At 64.3% G+C, this 12988-nt stretch carries 12 protein-coding genes; 4 read left to right on the top strand and 8 right to left on the bottom strand.

The window, feature by feature from the left end; genetic code table 11:
• The first annotated feature begins 87 nt into the window (after positions 1–87).
• Complete coding sequence (locus NLM25_RS05305) at positions 88–336, top strand: hypothetical protein (protein WP_254115894.1); 249 nt, start codon at positions 88–90, stop codon at positions 334–336.
• Positions 337–408: 72 nt separating this feature from the next.
• On the opposite strand, the gene NLM25_RS05300 is transcribed toward NLM25_RS05305, so the two are convergent.
• The 3 genes from NLM25_RS05300 to NLM25_RS05290 all read right to left on the bottom strand — a co-directional run bounded on the left by NLM25_RS05300 (position 409) and on the right by NLM25_RS05290 (position 3352).
• Entirely contained in the window at positions 409–1356 is a 948-nt protein-coding gene (locus tag NLM25_RS05300) for a fatty acid desaturase (protein ID WP_254136312.1), read from the bottom strand.
• Positions 1357–1369: 13 nt separating this feature from the next.
• Positions 1370–2389 (bottom strand): alpha/beta fold hydrolase, encoded by a 1020-nt coding sequence (locus NLM25_RS05295; RefSeq protein WP_254136311.1) that lies wholly within the window; start codon positions 2387–2389, stop codon positions 1370–1372.
• Between the two features lie 159 nt (positions 2390–2548).
• Complete coding sequence (locus NLM25_RS05290; RefSeq protein ID WP_254136310.1) at positions 2549–3352, bottom strand: MBL fold metallo-hydrolase; 804 nt, start codon at positions 3350–3352, stop codon at positions 2549–2551.
• Positions 3353–3529: 177 nt separating this feature from the next.
• Between NLM25_RS05290 and NLM25_RS05285 the strand changes: the two genes are divergently transcribed.
• A complete protein-coding gene (locus NLM25_RS05285) occupies positions 3530–4729 on the top strand; it encodes an MFS transporter (RefSeq protein ID WP_254136309.1) in 1200 nt (399 codons plus the stop codon).
• An 18-nt stretch (positions 4730–4747) separates the two neighbouring features.
• On the opposite strand, the gene NLM25_RS05280 is transcribed toward NLM25_RS05285, so the two are convergent.
• The gene (locus NLM25_RS05280) at positions 4748–5596 is read right to left on the bottom strand and encodes an outer membrane protein (protein WP_254136308.1); all 849 of its coding nucleotides are present in this window, start codon (positions 5594–5596) and stop codon (positions 4748–4750) included.
• Between the two features lie 542 nt (positions 5597–6138).
• Between NLM25_RS05280 and NLM25_RS05275 the strand changes: the two genes are divergently transcribed.
• The gene (locus tag NLM25_RS05275) at positions 6139–6828 is read left to right on the top strand and encodes a helix-turn-helix domain-containing protein (RefSeq protein WP_254136307.1); all 690 of its coding nucleotides are present in this window, start codon (positions 6139–6141) and stop codon (positions 6826–6828) included.
• On the opposite strand, the gene NLM25_RS05270 is transcribed toward NLM25_RS05275, so the two are convergent.
• The 3 genes from NLM25_RS05270 to NLM25_RS05260 all read right to left on the bottom strand — a co-directional run bounded on the left by NLM25_RS05270 (position 6825) and on the right by NLM25_RS05260 (position 10363).
• Positions 6825–7832, bottom strand: a complete 1008-nt coding sequence (locus NLM25_RS05270; RefSeq protein WP_254136306.1) for an NAD(P)-dependent alcohol dehydrogenase — start codon at positions 7830–7832, stop codon at positions 6825–6827. The genes NLM25_RS05275 and NLM25_RS05270 overlap by 4 nt on opposite strands.
• 15 nt (positions 7833–7847) lie before the next feature.
• Positions 7848–9461 carry an acyl-CoA synthetase gene (locus NLM25_RS05265; protein ID WP_254136305.1) on the bottom strand — a complete coding sequence of 538 codons (1614 nt, stop codon included), beginning with the start codon at positions 9459–9461 and terminating at the stop codon, positions 7848–7850.
• 134 nt (positions 9462–9595) lie between these two features.
• On the bottom strand, positions 9596–10363 hold the full coding sequence (locus tag NLM25_RS05260) for a FadR/GntR family transcriptional regulator (RefSeq protein ID WP_254136304.1): 768 nt from the start codon (positions 10361–10363) through the stop codon (positions 9596–9598).
• 165 nt (positions 10364–10528) lie between these two features.
• On the opposite strand from NLM25_RS05260, the gene NLM25_RS05255 reads away from it, so the two are divergent.
• The gene (locus NLM25_RS05255; protein ID WP_254136303.1) at positions 10529–11734 is read left to right on the top strand and encodes an ABC transporter substrate-binding protein; all 1206 of its coding nucleotides are present in this window, start codon (positions 10529–10531) and stop codon (positions 11732–11734) included.
• A gap of 46 nt (positions 11735–11780) precedes the next feature.
• Here the strand turns inward: NLM25_RS05255 and NLM25_RS05250 are convergent, their stop codons facing one another.
• Positions 11781–12725 carry a helix-turn-helix domain-containing protein gene (locus NLM25_RS05250; protein WP_254136302.1) on the bottom strand — a complete coding sequence of 315 codons (945 nt, stop codon included), beginning with the start codon at positions 12723–12725 and terminating at the stop codon, positions 11781–11783.
• Between the last annotated feature and the right edge of the window lie 263 nt (positions 12726–12988).

Here is a 12988-nt window from a genome sequence, read left to right as displayed (position 1 = left end):
CTCGCACCATGTGAACGCGATCGCATCTCGGCCCGACCGAGAAGCAGGGACACAACAACGGCCCTAGCGCCACACTGGAGAATGAAAATGTTTCGTAAGCTTGCTCTTGGTCTGATCGCCGCCGGTTCGCTCGGCGCTGCCGCTCTCGCGCCCACCGCGGCGTCGGCCGGCGGCTTCCATCATCACCACTGGGGTCATGGCTGGGGCCCGGGCTGGGGCTACGGCGGCATCTATGTCAACACCGGCGTCAGCAACTGCTACCAGGAGCGCCTCGTTCGCACTCGTCACGGCATGCGCGTCCGCGTCGTGAATGTCTGCGCCTACGGGATCTACTGATCGCTCGCCTTCAAAACGAAGCCCCGGTCGCGCTGCGGCCGGGGCTTTGTATTTGGTTAAGCAATCCTTGAGCTAGCCGGCTTGCCGATTCCGGCGAAACCAGGCCCAGGTCTCGCGCGTCGTCCTGACGTAGCCGCGGCCGCGATGGACGATCTCGCCGTCGACGATCCCGTTCAGCCTCGGCAGCGCGTGAAAGGGAATCGAGGGATAGGCGTGGTGCTCGACATGGTAGGGCATGTTCCACGCGAACCATTTGACGACCGCGCCGGTATAGGTGGTGCGGGTGTTCTCGAAAGCGCTGCGGGTGCGGTCGCAGCCGGTGTGCTCGGCATAGAGATAGGGCCGCAGGAAGAACTGCCCGATCACGAGCGGGACGATCCACACCCAGAGCAGCAGCGCCGAGGCGAACCCCAGCGAGGGCGCGAGCAGCAGCACATAGAGCGCGACATAGGCGCGCGCCTCGGTCACGATGGTGGCGCGCCTGTTTTCGGGGATCCAGGGCACGACGACCTTGCCGGTGACGGCATGGCCGAGCATCAGCCGGAGACGGCCGGCGACCTGAAGCAGGCCGCTATAGGCGATCGCAAGCTGCGTGTCGGAGGCCGGCTTCACGCCGACGATCAGCTCCGGATCCTTGTCGGGATCCTGGGTGTAGCGATGATGATCCCAGTGGAACAGGCAGTAATATTCGTAGGGCAATCCGATGATGAAGGCCGAGAGATAGCCGACCGCGAGGTTGAGGCCACGGCTCTTGAAGGCCGTCTTGTGCGCGGTCTCGTGCACCGCCATGAACAGGAAGGCGACGAGATAGCCTTGCGCCGCCATCAGCGGCAGCGCCCAGAGCACGCCATAGCGTGACGTGACCGTCCAGATCAGCGCGCCGACCAATACGATCATCCCGTAATGGCCAAAACTCTGCACGGCGCCCCGGAGGTTCGAGCGCACCGACAATTCGCGCAGCATGGCCGGTGTCAACGGCTTCAGGCGATGGCCGGGCTCTGGAGCGGTCGCGTCAGTCATGATCGGGCCTGTATTACTTGCTGAGAAGCGCGGCGATCTCGGCCTTGAGGAAGGCCTGGTCGGGCGGATTGCTGACGGGATTGCCGGCGCGATGGCCGTGCAGCGAGGGGATCGGATGCAGCACGGCCGACTTTGCATTGACCAGCTTGCCGAGCTCGTCCTCGTTGTCGCGGACGTCGAAATAGCGGTCGGTCGCGCCCGGCATCAGCAGCATATGCGCCTTGATCGCGGCGAGTGCGCGATCGAGATCACCGCCGAAGGCCGCGCAAGCGCTGATGTCGCCGCGCTGCCAGATGCCGGCCTGCGCCAGCAGATCGTTGGCGTCGCGCCTGGCGAAGGTCGTGTCCCAGGTGCGGACGAGATAATCCTCGAGCGAGGTAAAACCCGCCTCGCGCCAGAGCTCGTCGCGATAGAAGCCATGCGACATCGCCCAACCGGCATAGACACGCCCCATGGCACGATAGCCCGCGACAGGCTTCTCGACGAAGCGGCCGTCGCGGAAGGCGGGATCGCCCGATAGCGCGGCCTTCACGCTTTCCAGGAAGACGTAATTATAGGGCGAGCAGCGTGCGCTGCCGCAGACGATGGCTGCGCGCGCGACCATATCGGGATGCAGCGCCGCCCAGTGATAGGTCTGCATGCCGCCCATCGACCAGCCATAAACCAGCGCGAGCTTGGTCACGCCGAAGCGCTCGGTGAGCAGCCTGTGCTGGACCGCGATGGCATCGTGATAGCTGAGCTGCGGAAATGGCGCGTCGCCGGAGTTTGAGGGCGAGGACGACAGGCCATTGCCGAACAGGTTCGGGATGATGATGAAATAGCGCGTGGGATCGAGCACGCCATCTGGGCCGATCAGCCATTCGGTGTCGAAATGCTGCGCGCTGAACGAGGTCGGGTAGAGGATGACGTTGTCCTTCGTCGCGCTCAGCGTGCCGTAGGTCTTGTAGGCGAGCTTCATCGCGGGGAAGACGGCGCCGGACTGAAGCGTGACGTCACCGGCCTCAAAGATCTCGTAGTCGCGCTGTGTCGTCATGCATCCAACTCCCGCTCACGCGGCCGCAAAAGCGCCGCTGAAACGACGATGCATCGTTCGTGCCGAACCGGCAAACGCATCGTTGCGCCGCGCTCAATAACTGTACCTATAGTACAGTTATTTGGTCACGGCAACACGGATTCCGGCCGGCGCGGCGGCTCAGGCGATGGCCGCGATGTATCGCTCCACCGAAGCCGCGAACGCGGTCTTGGCGCCCGCGGCGATGTTGCGTCCCCACCACGCGCCGTAGATGCGGTCAAAGGCGAGCGGCGCGACCGCAGCCGCGATCCGCCGGACGGCGGAAGCGTTGAGCGGTGTGTAGTTCGGATAGGAGTACATGAAGCTGACGAAGCGGCGGTCCATGGTCACCTGCGCGATATCGCCGGTGAGCAGCGCGCCCTTGCCATCCGCACCGCGCGCATGGTGCAGCATGGTGGCACCCGCGAAATGGCCGCCGGTGCGGAGCAGCAGCAAATCATCGGAAATGCGATGATGATCGCCGCTCCAGTGCACGATTGACGGATGCGGACGCGTCACCCATTGCCGATCATCCGCGTGCAGATAGACCGGAATGCCGCCGAACGCGTCGCTCCAGTCGGCGAGCGCGCCATAGTAATGCGGATGCGAGATCGCGATGGCTTTCAGCCCGCCGAGCGAGCGCACATGCGCGATCGCCTCCGGCGTCGCCAGCGGCACGCAGTCCCACATCGCGCAGCCGCCACCCAGCGGCACCAGCAGCGCGCGCTGGCCGATGGCAAAGCTCGGCTCGAGCGCCATGCCTGTCAGGCCGAGATCATCGCGCCAGGCAACGCGGTGACCTTCCGCGAGCGCATCCCGCGTGAGGAAAGTCTGGCCCTTCCAGTTCACGAACTGCCGTTCGTCCTCACAGATCGGACACGACGCCGGCGGATTTCCACTGTCCGGGAATTGGGCGCCGCAGGTTTCGCAGGTCCAGAGGGGCATGAGTCATGATCCAGAAATGAGACTGTCGCAGGCATGAAATGGCATCGCGCTCCTGCGACTGCAACCACGGTCGGAACCAAGGAGGTTAGCGCAGGTTACTTTCTGGTCCGCCCCGGCACAATGAGCCGGCCATCTCCGCTCGGAGACCACTTTCGATCGGCAGTCTTACGCGTCTCGATGACATCGCGCCCCTCCTCGCCCCGCCTCTGGCCCCTCTACGCAGTCAACTTCTTCATGGCCGACATGCAGTCGGGCATCGGCCCGTTCGTCGGCGTGTTCCTCCAGGATCGCGGTTGGGCGAGCGGATTGATCGGCACCGCCATGACAATCGGCAATGTCGCGGGCATGCTGGTCACGACGCCGATCGGCGGCTTCATCGATTCCAGCCGCAACAAGCGGCTGTGGGTGGTCATTCCCGGCATCTGCGTGGTGCTTGCGTCCGCAATCATCCTCATCTCGCAGAATTTCTGGGCCGTGACGTTCTCCCAGGTCGCCCAATCGCTGGCGAGCGCCGCGATCGTGCCGGCGGTCACGGGCATCACCCTCGGCATCGCGAGGCAGAAGGGTTTCAATGCGCTGAACGGCCGCAACCAGGCCTTCAACCACGCCGGCAACATGGTCGGCGCCGCGCTGTCGGGCTATCTCGGCTACAGGTTCGGCTATGTGTCCGTGTTCGTGTTGGCGGCCGTGTTCGGCGCCATCGCGATCGCCTGCGTGCTGATGATTCCCGCAAAGGCGATCGACGATCGCGCCTCGCGCGGCTGCAAGGAGGATGATCCCGACAGCGCGCCGGACGCGTTCACCATATTGATCAGGCACCGGGCGCTGCTCGTGCTGGCGCTGGCGCTCGCGCTGTTTCATCTCGGCAACGCCGCGATCGTGCCGCTCTACGGACTTGCAGCGGTGGCCGAAGGCCAGGCCAACGGCCCGACCTTCGTCGCGACCACCGTCGTGATCGCGCAGGGCGTGATGATCGTGACGTCGCTGATCGCGATGAAGGCGGCGAGCAAACGTAACTACTGGCCGGTGATCCTGGTCTCCTTCATGTTCCTGCCCATCCGCGGCGTGCTCGCCTTCTTCGTCACGGGATGGTGGGGCGTCGTGCCGATGCAGGTGCTCGACGGCATCGGCACGGGGCTTCAGACCGTCGCCGTTCCAGGCATGGTCGCGCGCTCGCTCGACGGCACCGGCCGCATCAATCTCGGCCAGGGGGCCGTCATCACCGTGCAAGGCGTCGGCGCGAGCCTGAGCCCCGCGCTCGGCGGCTGGATCGCACAATGGATCGGCTACGGCCCGACCTTCCTGCTGCTCGGCGGCTTCGGACTCGCCTCGATGGCGCTGTGGATGGCGTTCGGCGCGGCGGTGAGGAAGTATTGAGCTCCACCGGCGCCGATCTCACGGCGCGAATTGCCGGTTCAGACCGACCCTGAAGGTGTGAAGCTCGATGTCGCTGGCCGGCATGCTGGTCGCGGGAATCGACAAAGAAAGCTGGCGGCCAAGGTTGAGATACAGATATTCCGCCTTTAGCGACCAGCGCGGCGCGAACGACCATTCTCCGCCGCCGCCGACCGCATAGCCGACATTGAAGCCGCTCGCACTCGCATGTCCATCCAACGCCGCCGGAAGCCCGGGGATCGGGAAGTTGTTGGTCAATCGGATATGAGCACTGTCGAGGCTTGCCTTGACATGTGCCCAGGCGAGACCGCCGGTCGCATAGAGCAGCCAGTTATTGCTGGCGTAGCCCAGGCGGCCGCGCAGCGTGCCGAGATAATCGATGTCCTGGGTCACGGTCACAGTGCCGGTGTAATTGTCGAAATCGCCGATCAGAAAAACGGGGCGGAACGCATAAGAACCTGACGCCCGCCCGCCAATCCCGGCGACGCTCACGTCGGCTTCGACACCGGCGACGACGTGGCCGGTCTGCCAGTTGTAGCCTGCCTGCAATCCACCCAGCCAGCCGGACTGGCCGACGCCGAGCGTGAACGGCGCCGACGCGGTCGAGGTCAGATTGTTCACGCCGGGAAACAGCGCCAGCAGCGCACTGGGATCGACACTCGCCGAGTTGCCGTCGCCGGTGCCGTAACCGGCATGGACGCCGGCATAGAAGCCTGTCCAGCTGAACACCGGCAGCGGTGCAGGCGGCGCTTTCAGCGCCATGTCGGCGGCGGTTGCGTCAGTGGCGCAAAACGCACCAAGGCCAAGCGCCAGAAGAGCCGGCAGGAGACCGCTCGCATGACGGGTCATCGAATCATTCCCTTCCAATCGTCCACCATTGCTGGCGACGATAGGCGGGATGCGATCCTGGTTCGTGGAGAGGGACGAACGGGCGCATGGACTGAAATGAAAGGCAACGACAATGGCGGTGCCTGTTGCGATCCGGGCACACCGGCTGCGGCACCTGGTCGCGGTCTCAGCACGTCATCGCGAGTGGCTTATCACGCAATCCCGCGCTTTTGTCGTTGCAGCGCACCAGCCTGACGATACAACCTGCAGCAAATCGCCAACAAACGCCTGCTTCCCGATCGATGATCCAGCCTCAACTCTCATTCGACGGCGACCCCAATGGCCCGGCCTACGAAAGATGGCGCGAGCAGTTTTGCCGCCAGGTCGCGGACGTCGATTTCGTTCCGATCGGGGAAGGACGCGTTCACCGGACCATTTCGCCGGCGATTCTTCCACGTCTCCGACTCTCGGCCTCGTTCGGCACGCCGATATCTTTCGTCTCGCTCGGGACGAACGATGAACTGGTGATTACGACGTCGCCCAATTCGGCCTTGAGCGGCACAATGGGGAAGCGCCCGCTGGAGATTGCCGCCGGCGACGTCACGATCGGCGACCCCTCGATCAGGGGCGCCTACATCACCCAGACGGCGCACGGCAATTTCCAGACCGCGCTGCTGCCGCGCAAGGCGCTGCTGCGGGCGTGCCCGAATGCCGAGGATTTGATCGCGCGGTCGATCTCCGGCGCCAATCCGATCACGTCGATGTATTTGCGGTATTACGACCTTGCGCATACCTATGCCGACAAGCTCGCACCCGCGGAGCTCGATGCCGTCTCACAGCATTTGTTCGACCTCGCCGTGCTGATGATCGGAGCGCGCGGCGATGTCGCCGAGGAAGCTCGCATGCGCGGGCTTGCGGCAGCGCGCCTCGAAACGCTCAAATCCGACATCCTCGCACAGCTGGACAGCCCCGCGCTGTCGCTCACCGTCCTTTCGGCCGCGCATAGGGTCAGCCCGCGCACCATCCAGCTGCTGTTCGAGCAGGCCGGCATCACCTATAGCGGATTCGTGCTGGAACAGCGGCTGCTGCGCGCCGAACGGCTGCTTCGAAACCCGAACCTGCGCACGCGCAAGATCATCGAGATCGCGCAGCTCGCCGGATTTCACGACGTCTCCTACTTCCATCGCGCATTCCGCCGCCGCTTCGGACGGACGCCCGACGACGTCAGGAAGCTGGCCGGCGAGGCGAATTAGGCGAATTCGACCACGATCTTGCCGAAATGGCCGCCCTGCTGCATCAGCCGCAGCGCATCTGGCACGGCGTCGAAATCGAATACACGGTCGATGACCGGCTTCATGCCGTTTCGCCCGATCGCGGCCGTCATTCCCTCGAACATGCGACGGCTGCCGACGGACAGGCCGATTACGTGCAAATTCTTGGAGAACAGGCTCGGGATCGCGATCTGCTGCGAGAAGCCCGTGAGCACGCCGATCACCAGAATGTTGCCGCCGACCCGCGCCGCTTCGAGCGATTGCGCAAAGGTGTCCTTGCCACCGACCTCGACGACGTGATCGACACCGCCGCCGGTCAACTCCGATGCGGCCTTGCCCCATTCCGGCACCGAACGATAGTTGATGGTGTGGTCGGCGCCGAGCGCCTTGGCGCGCGCGAGCTTTTCGTCGCTCGACGACGTCACGATTACGCTTGCGCCTGCGAGCTTTGCGAATTGCAGAGCGAAGATCGACACGCCGCCGGTGCCCTGCACCAGCACGGTGTCGCCGGGCTGCACTTTTGCCTCCTCGAACAGCGCGCGCCAGGCGGTAAGGCCTGCGCAAGGCAACGTCGCCGCCTCCAGGAAAGACAGGTGCGACGGGATGCGACTGACGCCCTCGGCGTCGAGCAGCATGACCTCCTGCAACACACCCGGACGCGTGCCGCCGAGCGCGTAGCGGCGGCTGGTCGCCGAGACCTTCCCGTCGATCCAGGACTGGAAGAACATCGGACAGACACGGTCTCCGACCGCAGCGCGGCTAACGCCCTCGCCGACGGCGATCACCTCACCCGCGCCGTCCGAGAACGGGATCAGCGGCAATCTGGTAACGCCGCCCCTACCCTGCACCGTGAGCAGATCGCGGTAGTTCAGGGATGCCGCCCGAATCCGCACCGCGACCTGGCCCGGGCCAGGCGCGGGCTCGGGCAGATCGGCCAGCTCCATTCCCTCGATCGACCAGTCGCGCGCAACCTGCCAGGCTTTCATGGCGAATGCTCCGCCTCAGGTGCCAAAGCTCTTCTGGACCGCCTTGTCGAGCGTCTCGCCGCCGACGAAGCGCTGGCGCAGCTCGCGCTTGAGCAGCTTGCCGCTCGGGTTTTTCGGCAGCGCATCGACGAAGATCACGCGCTTGGGCACCTTGAAATGCGCCATCTGGCCGGCGCAGTGCTTGATGACGGCATCCTCGTCCAGCTTCTCCCCGGCCTTGACCACGACGATCGCGGTGACCGCCTCGATCCAGCGCGGATCGGGCAGGCCGACGACGGCGACCTCGGAGACCTCGGGGATGCGGTAGACCATCTCCTCGACCTCGCGGCTCGCGACATTCTCGCCGCCGGTCTTGATCATGTCCTTGACGCGGTCGACCACGGTGATGTGGCCCTCTTCGTCGACGGTGGCGAGATCGCCCGAGTGAAACCAGCCGCCGGCGAATGCCGCCGCCGTCTTCACGGGATCGTTGTAATAGCCGGAGAGCAGATGCGGCGAGCGGTGCACGATCTCGCCGACCTCACCGACTTTCACATCCTCCATCGAATTGTTGACCACGCGGGTCTCGACATTGAGCACGGGCTTGCCGGCCGAGCCGGCCTTGCGCAGCTGGTCTTCGGGCCGCAGCACGGTCGCGAGCGGTGCGATCTCGGTCTGGCCGTAGAAATTCCAGAATTTTACGTTGGGCAGGCGACGCTGCAATTCGAGAAGCACCTCAACCGGCATGATGGAGGCGCCGTAGTAGCCCTTCTGAAGCGTCGACAGGTCGGTCTTGTCGAAATTCGGCGAGCGCAGCATCGCGATCCAGATCGTCGGCGGCGCAAAGAACGAGGTGATCTTGTGCGCCTGGATCAGCGCCAGAATGTTGTCGGCGGTCGGCTTGCCCGTGATCACGCCGGAAGCGCCGAGATACACTTGCGGCCCCAGGAAGACGTCGAGCTGGGCGCAATGATAGAGCGGCAGCGCGTGCAGGAATTTGTCCTCCACGCTCATGCTGCCGTCGATGATGCAGCTGACATACTGCCACATCACGGCTTCATGGGTCAGCATCGCGCCCTTGGGCAGGGACTCCGTGCCGCTGGTGTAGACGATCTGCGCGAGATCGCGGCTATCGACCGATGCCTCCAGGAACGAGCTGTCGGCATCAAGCAGATCGTCGAAGGTGGTGAGGCCCGCGGGCGCCGTGGCGGGGTCCTCGCCCGGCAGCCAGATCATCTTCTCGACCGCGCAATCCCTGGCTGACGCGGCGCGCGCCGGCTCGACGAAATCCGGACCTGTCGCGAGCAGCTTTGCACCGGAGCTCTTCAGGATGAAATTGATCTCGTCCGGATTGAGCATGAAGTTGATCGGCACCAGCACCGCGCCGATCCGCGCCAGTGCGAAACGCAGCGCGGCGAAGGCATGCGAGTTGCGCGAGAGCACGGCGAGACGGTCGCCCTTCCTGGCGCCGAGCCCGAGCAGGCCGCGGCCGAGCCGGTTGCAGATCGCGTCCATCTCGGCGAAGGTCCAGCTCACATTGCCGCAGCTCACCGCAAGCTTGTTCGGCTCGCGGCCCGCAGAGCGGCGCAGGAGATCACCGATGGAATGCTCGCGCGCTTTCGAGATGGTGGCTGCGGTGTCGCCGGTCATGTGTCCCTCCGTGTGATGTCTTTGTTTGTTGGATTTGTTGCTTGAAATCTTGCGTCTTGTCTTTTTGCGCATGATCTTTCGGAAAACCGCTTCACACTTTGCGCTAGCGCGGCCCTTCGGGTCCGGATCGTGCGCTATCTGCGCCGGGCCGCCTGCGCGTGCTCCATGTACATGTGCTCGACCGAGCGATCGAGCGAGGCGATCTTCTCGAAACCACGCTGCCAGTCCTGCAAATGGCGGCGCGTCCACAGCACGCCGGCCTCGCGGTCCCGGCGGCGGATCGCATCGATGAGATGGCGGTGCGCGGCGACGAGGCGCGGTCCGCCTTCGGCGACGCCCGTCACGATCATCTCGGTGGTCGGATAGAACAGCTGTGCCGCCGGCTCGCGCGCGAGCTGGAGCACGCGGTTCTGCGAGGCCTTTGCGACCAGCACGTGGAATTCGGCGTCGCACTCGGCAAGTGCCGCGGGATCGCCGACCACGGCCTCACTGCGCAAGAGATTATCATCGAGTTCGGCGAGGTTCTCCTCCGTCGCGCGTTCCACCGCGCCCTCGATGCCCGCCACCTCCAGCGTCATCGAAGCCTCGTAGAGCTCGCGGAAGGTCACCTCGTGCAGCACCAGCGCGCGGCTAAGGCGGCTTGCGAGCTTGCTGTAGCGCGGCAGGCAGGCGTGCAGCCGGCGCGAGGAATCGCGGCTGATCAGCCCGCCCTCCTCCAGCACACGAATGCCTTCGCGAATGGTGGAGCGGTTGACGCCGAACTGCCGGACCAGATCGTGCTCGGTCCCGATGGGATCGCCCGGCTTGATACGGCCATTGACGATCTCGCGCTCGATGGCGTCGGCGACCTTCTGATAGGCCGGCGCGACATCGATCGGACGGAACAGCGGCGCGAGGGGCACATTCAGCTCCAATGGTGATTGTCGGACAAACTATAGGATCGACCCGAAAGCGCGTCAAACTGCGTCATTGATGCCGCATCTGCAGCAAATTGACTCCTTGGGAACCTCGTTCTAACTTTGTCGGACAAAGGGACAGCATAGTCCCGCACAAGAGGAAACGTATCCATGAGACCTATCGCAGCCCTCGTGTCTGCGGCCGGCTTGCTGTCGGCTGCCCTGACCATCCCCGCTTCCGCCCAGCAGGCGCCGCTCAAGATCGGCGTGCTCTCCGACTTCTCCTCGGTCTATTCCGACATCGGCGGCCAGGGGAATGTCGAGGCCACCAAGATGGCCATCGAGGATTTCGGCGGCCAGATGTTCGGCAAGCCGATCGACATGGTCGCGGCCGACGTGCTCAACAAGCCCGACGTCGCCTCCACCATCGCCCGCAAATGGTGGGAGACCGAGGGCGTCGACATGATCATCGACCTGCCGACCTCGGCCACCGCACTCGCAGTGATGGAGCTGTCGAAGCAAAATGAGAAGATCATGATCGTGACGGACGCGGCGAGCTCCGACATCACCGGAAAATCCTGCTCGCCCTACACGGCGCACTGGACTTACGACACCTACGCCAACGCCCACACCGTCGGCAGCGCCATCGTCAAGAACGGCGGCGACAGCTGGTTCTTCCTCACCGCCGACTACGTGTTCGGCCATTCGGTCGAGCGCGACACCTCCGACGTCGTGAAGGCCGCGGGCGGCAAGGTGCTCGGCAGCGTCAAGCATCCGCTCAACACGGCTGATTTCTCGTCATTCCTGCTCCAGGCCCAGGCCTCCAAGGCCAAGATCATTGGGCTTGCCAATGGCGGCGGCGACACCATCAACGCGATCAAGCAGGCCGGCGAGTTCGGCATCGTCGCCGGCGGGCAGAACCTGGCGGCGATCGTGATGTTCATCTCCGACGTGCACAGCCTGGGGCTGAAGCTCGCACAAGGGCTGATCATCACCGAGGCCTATTACTGGGACCTCAACGACAAGACCCGCGCCTTCGGCAAGCGCTTCATCGAGCGCGTCAAGCGCATGCCGACCATGAACCAGGCCGCGACCTACAGCGCGACGCTGCACTACCTCAAGGCCGTGCAGGCCGCCGGCACCAGGGACACCAAGACGGTGATGGCGAAGATGCGCGAGCTGCCGGTGAAGGACGCCTTCACCGACAACGGCGTGCTGCGCGAGGACGGCCGCATGGTGCACAGCATGTACTTGTTCCAGGTGAAGAAGCCCGAGGAATCCAAGGGCCCGTGGGACTATTACAAGCTGCTCGCGGAAGTACCCGCCGACCAGGCCTTCCGTCCGCTGAAGGACGGCGGCTGCCCGCTGGTGAAGTGAGGCTTCGCAATGACGGACCTGCATCGCCTCGCGCGATGCAGGTCACCTAGCGCCGCCGCAAGTCCGACGGGCTGTGCCCGAACTTCCTGCGAAACACCGTGCTGAAATAGGACGAGCTGCTGAAGCCCAGCTGATAGGCGACTTCCGTGATCGACAGGGAGCGCAGCTCAGGCCGGGTCAGGACGTCGTAACAGCGCTGAAGCCGGCGATCCAAAATCCATTCGGATACGGAGACATCGGTAAGCCGGAAGAGATAATGCAGATGCCTGAGCGACACCCCGTTGTTCTTGGCGATCTTCTCCAGCGACAGGTCCGCATCGGTGAGGTGCGCCTCGATCCAGGCCTTGACCGAGCGCAGGCGGGCCTGCTGCGCGCTCGCATCCTCCGAGAACTCGTCCCGGTCGCCCATGTCGAGGGCGAGTGCCAGCACGTCCATCAACTCGCCGCCGAGCCGGGTCCTCGCGGTCTCGTCCAGCGTCGCGCCCTCCGCGGCAAGCGTCGCGCAGAATTCGGCGGCGATCCTTCCAAGGCCGCGGCTCGTCGCCATTGTCGTGATCACAGGCAATCGACCATCGCTGAAGCGCGTCGAGAATTCCGCGCGCGGGATTTCGAGGTAGAGCGATCGCACCTTGCCGACACATTCGAGGTCATAGGCCTCTGAGGCCGAGAAGATCGTGCTCACACCGGGATTCGACAGCAGGGTCTGGCCCGCCTGGAGAACGTTGATGCGGCCCTGCTGAACGAATTCGAGGTAGTAGCAATCCTTGTCTAGCTTCGCGATGTGCCGCTCGCGGCGCGAGATGCGCTGCTCGGACAAAAGGACGTCCGTCATCGTGACGGCGCCGAACCGCGCCTCGCGAATGAAGCCGTGATAGTCGGATCGCTCCTCGGCGTTCACGTCGACATGGACGTAGACATCGCAAATGGCACCTTGCCACGCGGCATAGCGCTTGGACGGCTCCAGATCGTCCGTCGTGAATACCAGGTTCATCGTCCGCCCATCCGTTGCGAGGCCATGATGAACGTCGTTTGTGCATCGCACAAGCGGGCCGAGCATCGAGATTCTAGATGGCCGCCGCGTACACGCAAGACCGGTTTGCGCGGAGAAGCAAAAGCTTTGCGCTCCGGAGCAAGCCGCGTTCCGGCATGTGGCCTATGAAGAACAAAAAACGGTCAATGAGATAGGCGGGAAACATTCGCTTGCACCAGCCCGGACCAGCAGCTGCGCAATCTGCCGTGCCGCTTGAATGGCGG

The organism is Bradyrhizobium sp. CCGB01 (genome assembly GCF_024199795.1).
Classification (GTDB): domain Bacteria; phylum Pseudomonadota; class Alphaproteobacteria; order Rhizobiales; family Xanthobacteraceae; genus Bradyrhizobium.
Note: the sequence above shows the minus strand (reverse complement) of the source record. Positions and strands in the feature narration are given on the sequence as shown.